General features: G+C 48.5%; 18 protein-coding genes and 4 tRNA genes. 21 read left to right on the forward strand and 1 reads right to left on the reverse strand.

What is annotated here, in order from left to right; all coding sequences use genetic code 11:
* The first annotated feature begins 2 nt into the window (after positions 1–2).
* The 9 genes from Q9O24_11745 to ggt all read left to right on the forward strand — a co-directional run bounded on the left by Q9O24_11745 (position 3) and on the right by ggt (position 8262).
* Entirely contained in the window at positions 3–839 is an 837-nt protein-coding gene (locus Q9O24_11745; protein ID MDQ7075796.1) for a 4Fe-4S dicluster domain-containing protein, read from the forward strand.
* A gap of 109 nt (positions 840–948) precedes the next feature.
* Positions 949–2610: a bacteriohemerythrin gene (locus Q9O24_11750; GenBank protein ID MDQ7075797.1), complete on the forward strand. Its 1662-nt coding sequence runs from the start codon at positions 949–951 to the stop codon at positions 2608–2610.
* Positions 2611–2635: 25 nt separating this feature from the next.
* Positions 2636–3190 (forward strand): DUF3341 domain-containing protein, encoded by a 555-nt coding sequence (locus tag Q9O24_11755; protein MDQ7075798.1) that lies wholly within the window; start codon positions 2636–2638, stop codon positions 3188–3190.
* Positions 3187–3741 (forward strand): c-type cytochrome, encoded by a 555-nt coding sequence (locus Q9O24_11760; protein ID MDQ7075799.1) that lies wholly within the window; start codon positions 3187–3189, stop codon positions 3739–3741. The genes Q9O24_11755 and Q9O24_11760 overlap by 4 nt, the downstream gene beginning before the upstream one ends.
* A 65-nt stretch (positions 3742–3806) precedes the next feature.
* On the forward strand, positions 3807–4832 hold the full coding sequence (locus tag Q9O24_11765; protein MDQ7075800.1) for a hypothetical protein: 1026 nt from the start codon (positions 3807–3809) through the stop codon (positions 4830–4832).
* 63 nt (positions 4833–4895) lie between these two features.
* A complete protein-coding gene (locus Q9O24_11770) occupies positions 4896–5702 on the forward strand; it encodes a UbiA family prenyltransferase (GenBank protein ID MDQ7075801.1) in 807 nt (268 codons plus the stop codon).
* Positions 5703–5768: 66 nt separating this feature from the next.
* On the forward strand, positions 5769–6251 hold the full coding sequence (gene coaD / locus Q9O24_11775) for a pantetheine-phosphate adenylyltransferase (GenBank protein ID MDQ7075802.1): 483 nt from the start codon (positions 5769–5771) through the stop codon (positions 6249–6251).
* 50 nt (positions 6252–6301) lie between these two features.
* Complete coding sequence (locus tag Q9O24_11780) at positions 6302–6550, forward strand: YfhL family 4Fe-4S dicluster ferredoxin (protein ID MDQ7075803.1); 249 nt, start codon at positions 6302–6304, stop codon at positions 6548–6550.
* Positions 6551–6555: 5 nt separating this feature from the next.
* Positions 6556–8262 (forward strand): gamma-glutamyltransferase, encoded by a 1707-nt coding sequence (ggt, locus tag Q9O24_11785; GenBank protein ID MDQ7075804.1) that lies wholly within the window; start codon positions 6556–6558, stop codon positions 8260–8262.
* 59 nt (positions 8263–8321) lie between these two features.
* On the opposite strand, the gene Q9O24_11790 is transcribed toward ggt, so the two are convergent.
* Positions 8322–9212, reverse strand: a complete 891-nt coding sequence (locus Q9O24_11790; protein ID MDQ7075805.1) for a phosphoribulokinase — start codon at positions 9210–9212, stop codon at positions 8322–8324.
* Between the two features lie 340 nt (positions 9213–9552).
* On the opposite strand from Q9O24_11790, the gene nhaD reads away from it, so the two are divergent.
* The 12 genes from nhaD to rplJ all read left to right on the forward strand — a co-directional run bounded on the left by nhaD (position 9553) and on the right by rplJ (position 17860).
* Positions 9553–10962 carry a sodium:proton antiporter NhaD gene (gene nhaD, locus Q9O24_11795; GenBank protein ID MDQ7075806.1) on the forward strand — a complete coding sequence of 470 codons (1410 nt, stop codon included), beginning with the start codon at positions 9553–9555 and terminating at the stop codon, positions 10960–10962.
* Positions 10963–11107: 145 nt separating this feature from the next.
* Entirely contained in the window at positions 11108–13174 is a 2067-nt protein-coding gene (ppk1, locus tag Q9O24_11800) for a polyphosphate kinase 1 (protein ID MDQ7075807.1), read from the forward strand.
* A gap of 119 nt (positions 13175–13293) precedes the next feature.
* Positions 13294–13378, forward strand: a tRNA-Tyr gene (locus Q9O24_11805).
* Positions 13379–13404: 26 nt separating this feature from the next.
* Positions 13405–13479 (forward strand) — tRNA-Gly (locus Q9O24_11810).
* A gap of 52 nt (positions 13480–13531) precedes the next feature.
* A tRNA-Thr gene (locus Q9O24_11815) sits at positions 13532–13607 on the forward strand.
* 50 nt (positions 13608–13657) lie between these two features.
* Complete coding sequence (gene tuf, locus Q9O24_11820; GenBank protein MDQ7075808.1) at positions 13658–14848, forward strand: elongation factor Tu; 1191 nt, start codon at positions 13658–13660, stop codon at positions 14846–14848.
* A gap of 50 nt (positions 14849–14898) precedes the next feature.
* A tRNA-Trp gene (locus Q9O24_11825) sits at positions 14899–14974 on the forward strand.
* A gap of 46 nt (positions 14975–15020) precedes the next feature.
* Positions 15021–15398 carry a preprotein translocase subunit SecE gene (secE, locus tag Q9O24_11830; protein MDQ7075809.1) on the forward strand — a complete coding sequence of 126 codons (378 nt, stop codon included), beginning with the start codon at positions 15021–15023 and terminating at the stop codon, positions 15396–15398.
* Position 15399: 1 nt separating this feature from the next.
* A complete protein-coding gene (gene nusG / locus Q9O24_11835) occupies positions 15400–15936 on the forward strand; it encodes a transcription termination/antitermination protein NusG (GenBank protein MDQ7075810.1) in 537 nt (178 codons plus the stop codon).
* A gap of 63 nt (positions 15937–15999) precedes the next feature.
* Positions 16000–16428, forward strand: coding sequence for a 50S ribosomal protein L11 (gene rplK / locus Q9O24_11840; protein ID MDQ7075811.1), 429 nt, complete (start codon positions 16000–16002; stop codon positions 16426–16428).
* Between the two features lie 2 nt (positions 16429–16430).
* Positions 16431–17123, forward strand: a complete 693-nt coding sequence (gene rplA / locus Q9O24_11845; protein ID MDQ7075812.1) for a 50S ribosomal protein L1 — start codon at positions 16431–16433, stop codon at positions 17121–17123.
* Positions 17124–17335: 212 nt separating this feature from the next.
* The gene (gene rplJ, locus Q9O24_11850; GenBank protein ID MDQ7075813.1) at positions 17336–17860 is read left to right on the forward strand and encodes a 50S ribosomal protein L10; all 525 of its coding nucleotides are present in this window, start codon (positions 17336–17338) and stop codon (positions 17858–17860) included.
* Positions 17861–17898 lie beyond the last annotated feature (38 nt).

A 17898-nucleotide genomic window follows, 5' to 3' on the forward strand; every position in this document is an offset into this window, starting at 1 on the left:
TTATGTCGATTAAAAATATTGTTGATAACTGGTCAAAGTACCGCAAGGGCATCGAAGAGGGTGGGCATCACGATTACGAACATCGTTGGACGATGTCGATTAATTTGGATCAATGCGTAGGCTGCAACGCCTGTTCAACGGCTTGTTATGCCGAGAATAATTTGGCCACGGTGGGCAAAGAGAAATTTGAGGCGGGGCAAGCGATGCACTGGATGCGCATTGAACGTTATTGGGATAAACCCGAAAGCGAATATCCTGAAGACGGGGCTAGTTTTATTCCGATGATGTGTCAGCAGTGTGGGGCGGCCACCTGTGAGCCGGTCTGCCCAGCGGTGGCAACGTACCATACCCCCGACGGCTTGAATGCACAGGTTTATAATCGTTGTATTGGTTCCCGTTACTGCGGTACCAATTGCCCCTTTAAAGTGCGTTATTTTAATAACTTTTCCTATCTTGAAACCGCTTGGCCAGAGCCGCTAAATCATCAATTGAATCCTGACATTACCGTGCGTGATAAAGGCGTGATGGAAAAATGTACTTTTTGTGTTCAGCGTATCAAGGCGGTAAAAACCACCGCTAAGATGGAAGACCGTGATGTGATGGATGGTGAAGTGGTCCCCGCCTGTGTGCAGGCCTGTCCTTCCTCTGCCATTGTGTTTGGCGATACCTTGGATGAGAGCAGTCAGGTTGCTGGGCTTTGGAAAGAGCATGAGGTAAAACGTCGGGTCACTGAGCAAGAAAAAAGTGATCCAAACAAGCGTGGTTATCGTATTTTTGAGGAGCTGGGTGTTGATCCTTCGGTAATGTATCTGGAGCGTATGAGAGATACGGATATTTAATTTTCCTAGCACCTTAGAGCTTTAGAGAACGAGAAAAATCGTTATGCAAGAGAAAGAGATTAACCAAGATATAGCTTGGGCTCAGATTAATGCGGATGTTTTAGACAGTATGAAACGCCCCCGTCGTCTTTATTGGGTGACGTTGGTGGTCTGTGTATTGATGCTCTGTGTTGGCATCAGCGCGGAGGTTTATCAATACAATACCGGCATGGGCGTGGCGGGCTTAAATAATCCTCATTATTGGGATATGTACATTGCGACGTTTGTTTTTTGGATCGGCATGAGCCATTCGGGAACCTTATTGTCGGCGATTTTGTTATTGATTGGTGCCGATTGGCGTAAACCGATTTATCGTTTTGCTGAGGCGATGACCACCTTTTCTCTTTTGACTGCGGCTATTTTCCCCGTAATTCATTTGGGGCGTGTCTGGAATATGTATTGGGTGCTGCCTTACGTCAGTGACCGTGGTATTTGGCCTGCGTTTACCTCGCCTCTGATCTGGGATGCCTTTGCGATTACCACTTATCTTTGTTCTTCGGTGCTGTTTTTGTTCATTGGTATGATTCCTGATTTGGCTATTTGTCGAGATAATACAACGGGTTGGCGTAAACGTCTTTATGGCATTCTTTCTGCCGGTTGGACGGGCAGTGACAGGCAGTGGCGAAATTTTAGGCAGACCTATTTCTTGATGGCCTGTTTTCTGATTCCACTCGCCGTTTCTGTACACTCGATTGTTTCGGCTGATTTTGCGGTTTCGATCATGCCGGGCTGGCATGTCACCAGTTTCCCTCCCTATTTTGTTTCCGGTGCTCTTTACTCGGGCTGTGCAGCAATCATCACCTTGTTCATTATGTTGCGCTATTTCTTCAAGTTTGAGAAGTACATGACCAAGCCGATTCTCGAAAAAGTCTGTTTGTTGACATTTTGTATCGCGATGATCTGGAGTTACCTCAATCTGGTTGAATTTGCCTCGGTCTGGTATGGGCATGACGTTTACAGTAAAGAGGTTTTGATTGGCAAAGCGACAGGGCCTTATGCACCGGTTTTCTGGACAATGATTTTCTGTGGTTTTATTGTTCCCTTTGCCTTTTTATCGAAAAAGTTACGAAATAATCTGTCGGTTATGTTTGTGGTTTCGTTGCTTTTGAATCTAGGCATGTTCACCGAGCGCTGGATGATTGTGGCACCGACGTTGGCCATGCCGCACGAGGTGCATCAGTTTGACATTATGTGGGGCAGTTTTGTTGAATGGGCGATTATCTTCGGCAGCTTTGGCTGGTTTGGCATGCTGTTTTTGATTTTTGTCAAAATTGTTCCGTCCATCTCAATGTATGAAGTGAAGGAACTGGTGTACCACCATCGTGAAGATACCTTCCGTTGGAATAAAGGTTTTTCTGTTGGTATTGACTCCCTTGATAAGCAGCATAGAAATTTGGTCGACTTGACCAATGAAATGCATGCGGCAATATCACATCGAAAAGACCGAGGTGTGTTGAAAAAAATGGTGTCTCAGCTTGCAGAATACGTTCAGGTTAACTTCAGTCATGAAGAAGAGTTGATGTCGAAGAGCAATTATCCTGATTATAAAGCGCATAAAGCGGAGCATAATCTCTTGGTTGGTCGGGTGATTGAGTATCAAAACCGAATTGAATTGGGTGATGAAACGGTGTTTGATGAATTGCCGGCTTTTTTGAACTCGCTGTTGATTAACCACCTTAAGGGTACGGATATGAAATACGTTGCTCACTTTAACCAGCATGGCATTGCCTGATTGTTACTAGGCCACAGGATTTAAAATGAAAAAAAATCATCGAATGCTTGCATCGTTTAAGGATTTTGATTATGCCTTTGATGCAATCAAAGATATACGCAGCGAAAGGGTGGCGGGTGTCAGTATTGACGATGTGACCCTTAATTCTCCGATAGAACATCCAGAAATTGATGAGGTTTTAGGCAATCGTCCTGTTTACATTGCCCGTTTTGCTTTTTTTGGCGCGGTGTTTGGAATGGTCTTTGGTTTTATTTTTCTGGCCTCTGCGCAGGCTGGATTTTTGGTGCAGCCGGTGGGAGGAAAGCCGGTTATTCCTTTGATTAGTAACATCGTTTTGATTTATGAGATGTTCATCTTTTTTGCTGTTTGGTCGATTTTTTTTGGTTTTATGTTGATGTCTGGGCTGTTTAAAAACAGCATGCTGGTGTTGTTTAACAGAAATAAAGAGCTCTATAACGAAGCTTCGAGTGTGGATGAAGTGGTGGTGATTGTGGAGACGGATGAGTTGTTGCTCAGTCATTTAAAGGCCTTATTTGAAGAACACTCTGCCGTTGATGTTAAGTGGGAGAAAATTGCATGAAAAACTGGCCATTGATCCTGTTGAGCTTGTTGGCTTATAGTTATGTCCCTTCGCTTTACGCTTGGCCGTGGTCTACTGATATGGGCAATCAGATCAGTATTAAACCTCAGGAGCCTGCTATTGTAGGCGCAGGTGGTGAGTTGCAGATGCGTTCTTTTCCTAAGCGTTCCATTGCCGTTACGGGTAAAGCGACTACAGTGGCTAATAGAGAAGAGTCAGATGCCTTGCTGAATCCTGTTGCAGTAGATGCGCTCTCACTCAGAAAAGGCCGGCAGTTGTATGACATTTATTGTTCTGCTTGTCACGGTTATGACGGCAAAGCAAATACGCCGGTGAGCCGTAAGATTTTTTCGGTGCCTTTGATTAATGAGCGGGTGCAACAAGAGATCAGTGAAGGTTGGCTGTGGGGTACGATCACGTTTGGGAGTGCCATTATGCCTGCTTACGGAGTGCCTGGTGCCGGTGGTGGCAGTAACGATCTGACCGTCGAAGAGCGTTGGCATGTGGTGAATTATATTCGCAACGGTTTGCTTGATGTGGTGTCCCGTTAGTTGGGAGCTGTATTGTATTGTGCTGTGTTGGGTAACTTATTAACGAAGTAAAGAGCTGATAGGTCATGGAATTTTTTGGTAGCTGGTCCATTTTGACGACGAATTTTTTAATCGTCTTGTACGTCGCAATAGGGGGGGTAACACTCTCCTCTATCTTGGTGTTGGTAAATGCGCAGTGGCGTTATCAGGTTTATGGTTATGCGGCGGCGTTTAACTCTCTATTGCCCATTGCCTTTATTATGCTGTTGGTTCTGCTCTTTAATGGCGAGTCGACTTTTCCTTGGTTGGCAGATGCTGAAAGTCAGCACCTTTCTGGCTGGCATAATTATACATTTTTGGTGGCGCGGGAAATTATTGGCTTTTTGATTGTCGCTGCGACGTGTGTTTATTTTTGTAAAATGCAAAAAAAGGTTCTTTCAAGTGAAAGCTCTGATAAGGATAAGGCAAACTTGAAGTTTATCGCGGTTATTGTTCCGTTTGTGTATGTCTTTTATGGCACGATGGTGGCTTGGGATTTTGAAATGACTTTAACACCGGGTTGGCACAGTGCCATTTACGGTGCTTATCATTTTGTCAGTAATTTTCATGGTTTTCTGGCCTGCTTTGCACTTTTTCTAATCTATCTGGATCTTTCTGGGAAAAGAAAAAAACCGTATGATGCTCGGGTGCTGAATTTTATGGCACAGTTGATGTTGGGTTTCACCATTCTCTGGACTTATTTTTATTTTTCCCAATATTTGTTGATTTGGTATGGCCGTTTGCCTGATGAGCTGGCGCGTTTTTCCAGTATGGATGAGGGTTTGGGGGTGTTATGGACGACGTTTGTGGTGTTCAAATTTGTGATTCCTTTCACAGCCTTGGCGGCAATTACGGCGGCTCGGCATAATCCAATTTTGATTGGGGCGGTGGCATGCTCTATTTTGGCGGGTACTTGGTTGGAGCGTTATGTTTGGATTTCGGGTTCCGTTGACAGCGAGTATTACCACATGCCTTTTACTCATTGGTTTGATGTTGTGGTTACCGCTGCTGTTATTGTGATTTGTTCGGTGGTAATGCATCTTGGTCTCAGGCGTCGCGCCATGATTAAATAGGTTTTGTCCGTGTTGTTTTTATAAAACAGGGGTGTTTTATAAATGAGATGGCTGAAAACAGTTGTGAGTTTTTTGTTTCACGGCAGTTTTTTTATTTCTGCTGCCGCTGCTTCTTTGGCGGCCTCCTCTTTTCTGCTTTTCAATCTTAACGTTGACCCCCTGTTGTTGCTGTTTGTTTTTTCTGCAACGTTGTTTTCCTATAACTTTGCGCGCTGTTTCTCTTTTTTATCCTTGTTTGATTCCTCCTCTGAACCTCTTGCGTGGTATTTGGAAAATAAAACCGCTCTGTTGCTGACAATTTTTCTGTCTGGCGGCCTATCCACACTGCTGGCATTTCAATTGGAACTAAGAGAGTGGTTGTTTTTGGGTCATGTGGTGGTGATTGTTTTGCTCTATTCGTGGCCGATAAGAGGACGCTGTCTGCGCATGGTGCCCTGTTTGAAGATTGTCTTGATCGCTTACTGTTGGGCAACGGTCTGTGTGGGGTTGGTGTTATTGCACAGTGGTGTTGAGCTGTTCTCTGATGTTGCGTATGTTTATCTTTTTTTGGATCGTTTTTTATTTATGGTCGCAATTACTCTGGCTTTTGATGTTCGGGATATGGCCTGTGATCGCAAAGATGGTTTGTTGACGCTGCCACTGGTTTTGGGCGAGAGGGGAGCTAAGTGGCTGAGTTTGTTTTTATTGCTGTTGGTTGTTTGTTTGGCTTTTCAGTATTTGCACTCGTCATTGCAGTTTATTTTTGATTTAGGTGTGTTGCTTCTGGCGGCCATTTTGGTCGTTTTTTCTACTGGAGCTCATCACTATTATTACTATTTGGGGCTGGTTGATGGTTTGATTTTTTTTCGAGCAGTGAGTGTGATGTTGTAAGTTACTTGTGTGATGAAAGGGATTGCGGCACCCTAAGCCTGTGTTTTCTGCTCTCAAGAATGTTCTATGAAAAATGTAATTGCTGTTTATCCTGGCACGTTTGATCCCATTACGAATGGTCACATTGATCTGTTGAATCGCGCGGTAAAGATGTTTGATCGTGTTGTTTTGGCGGTGGCTGAAAGTCCCGCTAAAAAACCGGTGTTTACTTTACAAGAGCGCCTCTCTTTTGTTGAGCAGGCGTTGCTGGATTGCCCTTCTGTGAGCGTCTTGGGTTTTTCGGGACTGTTAGTGGATTTTGCTCAGCAACAGCAGGCGACAGTGATTATTCGTGGGTTGCGGGCGGTTTCTGATTTTGAGTATGAGGTGCAGTTGTCGGGCATGAACCGGCGGTTAAACCCTGATGTCGAGACGGTGTTTATTTCATCTGCGCAGGAATACGCTTTTGTTTCCTCTAGCCTGGTGCGCGAGATTGCGCTTTTGGATGGGGATGTGAGTGACTTTGTACCGCCGTGCGTGAAAGCTGCGTTACGCCAGCGCATCGGTTAAACTGTGCTGATGTTTAAATTTTTTATGACTTTAAAGTAGAGGACTGTGACATGTCGTTGATGATCACCGATGAATGCATTAACTGTGACGTTTGTGAGCCAGAATGCCCCAATGATGCTATCTCGCCTGGCGATGAGATTTATGTAATTGATCCTGCGTTGTGTACCGAGTGCATCGGCCACTACGAAGAGTCTCAGTGTGTTGAGGTCTGTCCGGTGGATTGCATCCCAAAAGACCCCGAACATGAAGAGACGGAAGATGAATTGCAGTTGAAGTACCACCAGCTGACAGGGGAGTAAGCAAGATGACCGGTTTTGCAATGGGGCGATGGAGTTGTTTTGTTTTGCTGTTGTTGTTATTGCAGGGTCGGTCGGTGGCGGATGAAGCGGTATTGCCGCCAAAGGTGGCTGTGGCGTCGGCACATCCTCTGGCAACGGCGGCTGGGATTAAGATTTTAGAATCTGGTGGCAATGCGTTTGATGCGGCAGTTGCCGTCGCGGCGGCGTTGGCGGTGGTGGAGCCGTACGGTTCTGGCTTGGGTGGCGGCGGTTTTTGGTTGCTGCACAGTGCAGAGGACAACGTCGATGTGATGTTGGATGGTCGTGAACGTGCGCCGTTGGCGGCTGATCGCAATCTCTATCTGGATGCCAAGGGTGAGGTTGTGGCGGAATTATCCATGAACGGCCCTTTGGCGGCGGGGATTCCTGGTGTACCCGCAGCGTTGGCTCTGTTGTCGGAAAAATACGGCCGTTTGCCGTTATCGGTCAGCTTAGCCCCTGCGATTACGTTGGCGCAAAAAGGCTTTGTGGTGGATAAGGTGTTTCAGCAGATGGCGCGTTTTCGTCTGGCTGCTTTGCAAGCGTCAACGGATGCCAGAATGCTCTTTTTGCGTTCAGGGCAGGTGCCAAAAGACGGCACACGTTTGGTTCAAAATGATCTGGCTTGGACGTTGGAGCAGATGGCTGAACGCGGTGCGGCCGGTTTTTATCAAGGGGAGGTGGCGCAGCGGTTATTGAAATCCGTTACGCAGTCCGGTGGCATTTGGCAGCAGAAAGATCTGGATCAATATTCGGTGGTGGAGCGAGAGCCGATCCGAGCGGAGTATCACGGTATGCGTTTGGTTTCGGCGGCACCGCCTTCCTCTGGTGGTGTGGCCTTGGCCACGATTCTCAATGTACTGGAAGAGTTTGATGTTGACATGCGTGACCCCGTGGTGCGTAAACATTTGATTGTAGAGGCGATGCGCCGTGCCTATCGGGATCGGGCTGAGTTTTTAGGTGATCCCGATTTTGTTCCTGTGCCGGTGGCGCGTCTGATTCATCCTCTGTATGCAGCGGGTTTGCGCGCCTCGATTCGTGAAAACAAAGCCACTCCCAGTGAAATTTTGCCCGGTGTGGCTCCGGCAACGTCGGGCGGCAATACCACTCATTATTCGATTCTGGATCGTGAGGGTAATCGAGTGGCAGCGACGTTGTCGGTGAATTATCCCTTTGGTTCTGGTTTTGTTGCAGAGGGAACAGGGGTGCTGCTGAACGATGAGATGGATGATTTTTCTGCTAAACCAGGGGTGCCGAACCTGTACGGTTTGGTGGGCGGTGAGGCCAATTCTATTGCACCAGGCAAACGTATGCTCTCCAGTATGTCGCCGACGTTTTTGGAGTACAAAGATCGGGTGGCGATTTTAGGTACACCCGGTGGCAGTCGTATTATTACCATGGTGTTGTTGTCCAGTTTGGCTTTCCAGCAGGGTGCGACGGCAGAAGAGATGGTGGCGTTGCCACGTTTCCATCATCAATTTTTGCCCGATCAAATTCAGTATGAAAAGGGGGCTTTTGGTCGCGAAGAGGCTTTCGGTTTGCAGTGGATGGGGCATGAGTTGCAGGAGCTGGAACGATCCTATGGCAATATGCAGGTGATCGTTTGGGACAAAAAGAAACAGAAGGTTGAAGCGGCTGCCGACCCGAGGGGTATTGGCGCGGCGAAAGTAAAGTTAATTTCTTTGCAGAGATGATGACGGTTTTGTTTGTTTGAGCGAAAAAAGGCGGCCTTGATGGCCGCCTTTTTTTATGGCTACTTGGCGTTTTTGAGCATGGTTTCCATAATGGGAGCCAAGATGACTTCCATAGCGAAGCCCATTTTTCCACCAGGAACAACGATGCTGTTGCGACGTGACATAAAAGAGCCGTCGAGCATGTTGCGCAAGTAGGTGAAGTCGATGTCGAATTTTTTCGGATCGGCAAAACGGATGATGACAAAACTTTCATCGGGTGAGGGAATTTCACGCGCGATAAAGGGGTTTGAGGTGTCAACGGTGGGCACACGCTGGAAGTTGATGTCGGTGCGTGAGAACTGCGGGGTGATGTGATTGATGTAATCGGGCATCCGACGCAGGATGGTATCAACGGTGGCTTCTGCGGAGTAACCGCGTTCGGCTTTGTCGCGATGGATTTTTTGAATCCATTCCAAGTTGACAATCGGAACCACGCCAACACCCAAATCAACGTGTTGTGCAGGATCATCAGCTTCGGTTTTTACTAATCCGTGTAGACCTTCGTAGAACAGCAGGTCGCTGCCCGCTTCGATGTCTTCCCAAGGGGTGAATTCACCTGGTTCTTTATTAACACCCAAACGTGCGTTGTGCTCGGCGGCTTCAGGTTCGCTGTGCAGGTAATAACGTTTTTGGCCAGTGCCATTGTTGCCGTAACTTTTAAAGGTCTCTTCCAGTTTATCGAACAAGTTGGCTTCAGGGCCGAAGTGGCTGAAGTTCAGATTGCCCTCTGTTTCAGCTGTTTGCATGGCAGCACGCATGTCAACGCGGCTGTAACGATGCAAGCTGTCACCTTCAATAATGGCGGGGTTGATTTTTTCGCGGGTAAAGATGTGTTCAAAAGCACGTTTTACGGTTGAGGTTCCAGCACCGGATGAACCGGTAACAGCCACGATGGGATGTTTTTTAGACATAAAAATCTCCTGATGGTCTAGTCTAGAAAGCGATGTGATTCGAGGACAAGAGGTGACCGTTCGTTTGCAAGGTTTCGTTGCACGGGTGGTTCGCTCAGCCAAAAATAAGCCCTGCATTCTACCCTAGCTTCTGGCGTTGCGCGAATGGGTTGTGTCGATTCGAGAATGTTAAACCTCACTTGAGTCAGAAATGTGTAAAACGAGTCATTTTGCTGCTGGATTTGCTCTGTAGTGAGAATGTAGGCACTATGTGCCGCCATTGGATTCTGGCAAAATTTTGTGCATTGCTTCTGCTGGGTCTCTATTTTTGATTAAGGGTGAATGTATGAGCGTGTTGGTTATGAGGCTGTTTGCCTCGATTTTGCTGTTGCTTGCGACTCCAGCCGTTTGGGCTTCGGAAGCAAGCAATATGGATTTAACCACGACGTGGTTTGGTATTGTGGCAGTGATCATCTTCACTTTGGCCTACGGCTTGGTGATTGCCGAAGAGCAGATTCATCTGCGTAAATCCAAGCCGATGATGGTGGCGGCGGGGCTGATTTGGATCTTGGTGGCGTTGGCTTTTGCTTCTCACGGTGACATCCATACGGCTGAAAAAGCGGTGCGGCACAATATTTTGGAGTTCGCGGAGCTGTTGATGTTTCTATTGGCGGCGATGACCTACATCAATACGATGGAGGAGCGCGGGGTTTTTGATGCGCTGCGCGGCTGGTTGATCTCAAAGGGTTTCTCTCTCTATACTATTTTTTGGATTACCGGTGTGTTGGCGTTTATGATTTCACCCATTGCCGATAATTTGACCACGGCGTTGTTGATGGCGGCGGTGGTGATGGCGGTGGCGGGGGACAATAAAAAGTTTGTCGCTGTGGCGTGCATTAACATCGTTGTGGCGGCTAATGCCGGTGGTGCGTTTAGCCCCTTTGGTGACATCACCACTTTGATGGTGTGGCAGAAGGGCATTATTGAGTTCAGTGGTTTCTTTGTTTTGTTTTTGCCTGCTTTGGTGAATTGGCTGGTGCCGGCCTTGATCATGTCTTTTGTTGTGCCCAAAGAGCAGCCTCCAGCGGCTGCTGATGATGCAAGGGTTAAGAAAGGCGGTTATGTGATTATTGGTCTGTTTTTATTGACCATTGCAATGGCGGTCTCTTTCCACAGTTTTTTACACCTGCCACCGATGCTGGGCATGATGACCGGCTTGGGGGTGTTGAATCTGTACGGTTATTATCTCAAATTGAGCGATCATCGTGAGACACGGGGCTTGGGTGATACAGCAGGCAGTTTTGATATTGCAGCGCGTCCACAAAAGAAACCGTTTGATATTTTTCAGCAGCTGCAGCGTGCCGAGTGGGATACCTTGATGTTTTTCTATGGGGTGATTCTTTGTGTCGGTGGTTTGGGAACTTTGGGTTATTTGAGCAACGTCTCCAACTTGATGTACGCCGGTTTGGGGGCGACAACCGCCAATATCTTGGTGGGTGTCCTGTCTGCTGTTATCGATAACATTCCGGTGATGTTTGCGGTGCTCTCGATGAATCCTGAGATGTCTCAAGGGCAATGGTTGTTGGTGACTCTGACCGCAGGTGTCGGTGGCTCTTTGTTGTCTGTAGGGTCGGCTGCCGGTGTGGCTTTGATGGGGCAGGCGCGTGGCACTTACACCTTCTTTTCGCACCTGAAATGGAGTTGGGCGATTGCCTTGGGTTATGCGGCCAGTATCTGGGTTCACTTTTTGGTCAACGGTGCCGTGATGTAATAATTTCGTTAGATTGGTGTAATGTAAGGCCGCCTTTGGGTGGCCTTTTTTTGTTTTTGTTTTTGTGAAATGAGTGGCTTTTGTTGTGAATTTCGGGCGTATAATTTGAACTCTAATGTTGCGATAGAGATGGAGGGGCAGGGTTATGCCGGAGTCTGATGGTTTCAATCTGTTTTTCAATCGTGAGTTGAGTTTGTTGGCCTTTAACCGACGTGTGTTGGAGTTGGCCGAAGATGTGTCACAGCCGATTTTAGAGCGGTTGCGTTATCTTTGTATCTCTAGCACCAATTTGGATGAATTTTTTGAAGTGCGGGTGGCGGGTCTGAAGCAGCAGTTGGCATTGGCTTTGCCCAAACCGGGTGCTGATGGGCTTGGCGCACAGGAGCAACTGCGTCAAATTGGTGAGCTGACTCACGAGCTGGTGCAGGATCAGTACCGCTTGCTGAATGAGGGGTTGCTGCCGGCGATGGAAGAAAAAGACATCCGTTTTGTGCGCCGGACCTGTTGGAGTCGGGCGCAAGCCGAATGGGTGAGGGGCTATTTTCAGCGTGAAGTTGCACCGGTCTTAAGTCCCCTGGGGTTGGATCCGGCGCACCCTTTCCCACGTTTGTTGAATAAAAGCCTCAATTTTGTGGTGAATCTTTATGGTATTGATCCTTTTGGTCGGGACAGTGGAGTGGCGGTGGTGCAAGCCCCTCGTTCTTTGCCGCGTTTAATTCGCTTTCCTGCCGAGCTGTCCGAAGGGCGAAACGATTTTATTTTTCTTTCCTCAATGATCCATGCTCATGTGGGTGAGCTGTTCCCCGGGATGACCATTACGGGGTGTTATCAATTTCGGGTGACCCGTAACAGTGAGCTGTTTGTGGACGAAGAGGAGATTGATAATTTGCTCAGCGCCTTGAAAGGTGAATTGCCCTCAAGAAACTTTGGGCAGGCGGTGCGTTTGGAGGTAGCAGACAATTGTCCTGAAGAGACTGCTCAGTTTTTGTTGGGGCAGTTTGAGTTGCAGGCGGAAGATCTTTATCGCGTGGATGGTTTGGTCAATTTGAATCGCCTGCTTAAGGTATTGGATTTGGTGGATGATCCCGAGCTGAAATATCCGCCCTTTACGCCCAGCCTGCCAAAATCTTTTGTTACTGATATGAACCTGTTTGAATTGTTGCAACAGGGTGATATTTTATTGCATCACCCCTATGAATCTTTTCTGCCGGTGATCGAGTTGTTGCGCCAGGCAGCGGTGGATCCCAATGTTTTGGCAATCAAACAGACGTTGTATCGCACGGGTCGCGATTCGGTTTTGGTTGAGTCGTTGATGGAGGCAGCTCGGGCAGGAAAAGAAGTGACGGTGGTGGTGGAGTTGCGCGCTCGTTTTGATGAAGCAGCCAATATTCACTTGGCAGACCAACTGCACGAAGCGGGTTGTCAGGTGGTGTACGGCGTAGTGGGCTATAAGACCCACGCTAAAATGGTGCTGGTGGTGCGGCGTGAAAAACAGGGTTTGGTCTCTTACGTACATTTGGGTACGGGTAACTATCATGCGGGGACGGCACGAGTTTATACGGATTACGGTTTGTTGAGTTGTAATGCTGAGCTTGCAGATGAGGTGCATAAGGTGTTTCGGCAGTTGACGGGGCCGGGCTGTGTGGAGGGGGTAAAACATTTATTGCAAGCGCCGTTTACGTTGCACAGTGGCATGTTGGAGAAAATCGAACGTGAGGCACACATTGCAACGCAGGGTGGTGAGGCGCGTATTGTGGCCAAGATGAATTCTCTGGTGGAGCCACAGATCATCAAGGCGCTCTACCGTGCTTCGCAAGCGGGAGTGATCATTGAGTTGCTGGTGCGCGGCATTTGTTGTCTGCGGCCTGGGGTCTCTGGTCTTTCAGAGAATATTCGGGTGCGCTCGATTATGGGGCGGTTTTTAGAGCACAGTCGCATTGTCTATTTCCAAAATAACGGCCAGAGCGAGCTGTATTGTGGCAGTGCGGATTGGATGCAGCGTAATTTTTTCTCACGGGTTGAGGTCTGTTTTCCGATTCTGCAAAAAAATTTGCAGCAGCGAGTGATCGAGGAGTGTTTGGAAAGCAGTTTGCAGGATAATACCCAATCATGGTTGTTGCAGTCGAATGGTTGTTATCGGCGTATCGTGCCTGCTGAGGGGGAAAGTCCACATGCGTTGCAGGCGGTTTTGCTGCAAAAATTGGCGCGTTGAGCTGTAAAAATGAGCTTCTTATTAATGTCGTGTATTCATAATGTGAAATAGTAATAAAAAAATGCCCAGAAGTGGTTGACGCTCTGGTATGTGCTCTGTAAGATTCGCGCTTCTGTAATGGAGGGGTTCCCGAGCGGCCAAAGGGGGCAGACTGTAAATCTGCTGGCTCTGCCTTCGGAGGTTCGAATCCTCCCCCCTCCACCAATTTTTTATCTGATACGTTCGGGTATGCGGGTGTCGTATAACGGCTATTACCTCAGCCTTCCAAGCTGATGACGTGGGTTCGACCCCCATCACCCGCTCCATATTGGATTAAGAGGTTCGGTTTTTGACGAGCTTTTAGATTGTTTTTAGTTTGCCCATATAGCTCAGTTGGTAGAGCGCGTCCTTGGTAAGGACGAGGTCAGCAGTTCGAATCTGCTTATGGGCTCCAAATTTGTGTTTATATGTAGTCGTTAATTTTAATAGAGTGGGGTTGTCCTGATGTCTAAGGAAAAGTTTGAACGTACAAAGCCGCATGTGAATGTGGGAACCATCGGTCACGTTGATCATGGCAAAACCACACTGACCGCTGCGTTGACAAAAGTGGGTGCGGAAGCGATGGGTGGCGAATTCAAGGACTACGGTGATATTGATAATGCACCGGAAGAGCGCGAGCGTGGTATTACCATCGCGACGGCTCACGTCGAATATGAAACCGAAAATCGTCACTACGCTCACGTTGATTGCCCTGGCCATGCTGATTATGTGAAAAACATGATCACCGGTGCGGCGCAGATGGATGGCGCGATTCTGGTTTGTTCTGCTGCGGATGGTCCCATGCCTCAAACCCGCGAACACATCTTGTTGGCGCGTCAGGTTGGCGTACCGTACATCGTTGTTTACATGAACAAAGCGGACATGGTTGACGACGACGAGCTGCTTGAGCTGGTTGAAATGGAAATCCGCGAGTTGTTGGATTTGTATGATTTCCCAGGTGACGATACCCCCATCGTTATTGGTTCTGCGTTGAAAGCGTTGGAAGGCGACAACAGCGAGATTGGTACCCCCTCCATCGTTAAATTGATGGAGTATCTGGACAGCTACATTCCAATGCCTGAGCGTGCCATTGATCTGCCGTTCTTGATGCCCATTGAAGATGTGTTCTCCATCTCCGGTCGTGGCACCGTGGTTACCGGTCGCATCGAACGCGGCGTGGTCAATGTCGGTGAAGAAGTTGAAATTGTCGGCATCAAAGATACGGTCAAAACCACCTGTACGGGTGTTGAGATGTTCCGTAAGTTGCTGGATCGTGGCGAAGCAGGCGACAACGTCGGTGTGCTGCTGCGTGGCGTGAAGCGTGAAGACGTGGAGCGTGGTCAAGTTCTGTGTAAAGCAGGCAGCATCAACCCACACACCAAATTTGAAGCGGAAGTGTACATTTTGTCAAAAGATGAGGGCGGTCGACACACCCCATTTTTTGACGGCTACCGTCCGCAGTTCTATTTCCGTACCACCGACATCACCGGTGCCTGTGATCTTCCCGAAGGGATTGAGATGGTCATGCCAGGTGATAACGTGAAGATGGTCGTTACTTTGATCGCACCGATTGCGATGGAAGACGGCTTGCGCTTCGCGATTCGTGAAGGTGGACGTACCGTTGGCGCGGGTGTCGTCGCGAAGATTTTCGAGTAAGTATTTAAGCGGTTTCGTGCGGTGAGCCTTGGCTTACCGCCACGTGTTACAGGCCAGTGGCTCAATTGGCAGAGCAGCGGTCTCCAAAACCGCAGGTTGGGGGTTCGAGTCCCTCCTGGCCTGCCATTTTTTTGTGGCGGGTAAAACCGGTTCCTGATGGGAAGGTTATGTGATGGTCGCAAAGGCCGAAGTTCGGGAATCCCGAGGTGATGGGGTAAAACTGTTTCTTGCAGCAGCGTTGTTGGTTGCTGGGGTGACGGGTTTTTACTACTTCTCCGAAGAGTCCCAGTTGTTTCGTGTGTTAGGTCTGTTGGCAGTCTTGGCTGCTGCTGTTGCTGTGGTTTATCAAACCGCTCAGGGGCGGGGTGCTTGGCTGTTTGTGCAGGATGCCCGTACTGAGATGCATAAGGTCGTTTGGCCTACGCGTCAGGAAACAGTGCAAACCACCTTAATCGTATTGGTTGTGGTGGTTTTGGTGGCGTTCTTTTTGTGGTTGTTGGATATGTTCCTCTCGTGGGGCTACCAGCTGCTAACCGGCTCTGGAGGCTAATATGTCATCAATGAGCTGGTATGTAGTGCATGCCTTTTCCGGTTTTGAAAATTCCGTCAAGCGCTCTCTTGAAGAGCGTATTGAACGTTTTGGTCTGCATGATCTTTTTGATGAAATTATGATCCCCACAGAAGAGGTGGTTGAGATTCGTAATGGTCAAAAACGTCGTTCCGAGCGTAAGTTTTTTCCTGGTTATGTTCTGGTTCGGATGGAGCTTAACGATGAAACATGGCATTTGGTGAAAGATGTGCCGCGTGTCTTGGGTTTCATCGGCGGTACGGCAGACAAACCAGCGCCTATCAGCGACCGTGAAGTGGATAATATTCTACAGCGGGTGCAAGAGGGTGTTGAGAAGCCGAAGCCGAAAGTGTTGTTTGAAGCCGGTGAGGTGGTGCGGGTAATTGACGGCCCCTTCAACGACTTTAATGGTGTGGTGGAAGAGGTTGATTTTGAGAAAAACAGCCTGTTGGTAGCGGTGCAGATTTTTGGTCGCTCCACCCCGGTCGAGCTTGAATTCGGCCAAGTCGAAAAATCGTAAGCGAATTTTATTAAAAAGATACGGGGAGCCTAGCGGCGCTTGCACCCGTAGGAGTTGTGAATTATGGCTAAAAAAGTCGAAGCGTACATCAAGCTGCAAGTAGCAGCGGGTGCTGCGAACCCCAGCCCTCCTGTTGGCCCTGCTTTGGGGCAGCACGGCGTTAATATCATGGAGTTTTGTAAGGCATTTAATGCCAAAACTCAGGGTGTTGAAAAGGGTCTGCCGATTCCTGTTGTGATCACGGTTTATGGCGATCGCAGTTTTACCTTCATTACCAAAACCCCGCCGGCTTCTGTGTTGCTGAAAAAAGCAGCGGGCATTAAGTCGGGTAGTGGTACTCCGAACAGCAAAAAAGTCGGCACCGTGACCCGTGCGCAATTGGAAGAGATTGCAAATACAAAAGAAGCGGATATGACGTCGGCTTCTTTGGATGCGGCAGTACGCACCATTGCGGGCACCGCTCGCAGTATGGGCTTGGATGTGGAGGGTTAGACATGGCTAAATTAAGCAAACGTATGAAAGCAATCCGCGACAAAGTGGATGCAACGAAAGAATACGCAATTGACGATGCGCTGGCGCTGTTGAAAGAACTGGCAACGGTCAAGTTTGACGAGTCTGTTGATGTGGCGGTTAATCTGGGTGTTGATCCGCGTAAATCGGATCAGGTCGTGCGTAGCTCTACCGTATTACCCAACGGTACAGGTAAAACCGTACGCGTTGCGGTCTTTACCCAAGGCGCAAACGTTGAAAAAGCCACCGAAGCGGGTGCGGATGTGGTCGGTATGGAAGATTTGGCTGAACAACTCAAGGGCGGTGATTTGGCTTTTGATGTGGTGATCGCCTCTCCTGATGCGATGCGCGTTGTCGGTCAATTAGGGCCGTTGTTGGGGCCGCGTGGCCTGATGCCTAACCCGAAGGTGGGCACGGTCGCGGTTGATGTGGCTGCAGCGGTAAAGAATGCCAAGTCGGGTCAAGTGCGTTACCGCACCGATAAAAACGGCATCATTCACTGCTCTATCGGTAAAGCTGGTTTTGATGTTGCGGCACTGCGCGGTAACTTAGAAGCTCTGATGGCTGATTTGAATAAATTGAAACCTTCTTCCGCCAAAGGCGTGTATATGAAGAAGGTGACGCTTTCCAGCACCATGGGTACTGGAATCGTGGTTGAGCAGTCCAGCTTAGATTAAGCGGGCAGTACAGACTTTGTTGTGATTTGGCTCCTGGCCGATTCACGTTAAAGACCGCAGGTGCCTTTCGGGGCTTAATTACCTGCGCAAACGGTGAATGAACTGTCGAATTTATTCGCAGGGGCTAACCGTTTTTAGGGGTAGGTGGTGCGATTTGCCATCTGCTAAGGCTAACATGAGGAACAGTTTCTGTTTCTTAGTTAGGAGGTGTTATGGCACTTACTCTCGATCAAAAGAAAGCGGTTGTGGCCGAAGTGGCTGAAGTTGCATCTTCAGCTCACTCTGCGGTGGCGGCTGAGTATCGTGGCCTGACCGTCAGTCAGTTGACTGAACTGCGCATTAAAGCCCGTGAAAGCGGTGTTTATTTGCGCGTGGTGAAAAATTCCTTGGCACGTCGTGCCATGGCTGACACCGAGTTCGCTTGCATGAGTGACGGTATGACAGGTCCATTGATGCTGGCCTTCTCTGTAGAAGACCCAGGTTCCGCTGCCCGGATATTGAGGGACTATGCTAAGGAAAATAAAAAGCTGATTATCAAATTGGCCGCCGTTGGCGGGCAAGTGATTGATCCTTCTGATATTGGTCGTCTGGCGAATCTGCCGACCCGTGACGAAGCGATTGCTCAATTGATGTCAGTAATGAAAGCGCCGTTTGATAAATTTGCTCGTACTCTTAACGAAGTACCTGGCAAATTGGTGCGTACCTTGGCAGCAGTTCAAGATAGCAAGGGCGAATAAAAGCATTGGTTTGGCGACTCTTTTAGAGTCGCTGTAAA

This window comes from Gammaproteobacteria bacterium, assembly GCA_030949385.1.
In the GTDB taxonomy this organism is placed as follows: domain Bacteria; phylum Pseudomonadota; class Gammaproteobacteria; order JAUZRS01; family JAUZRS01; genus JAUZRS01.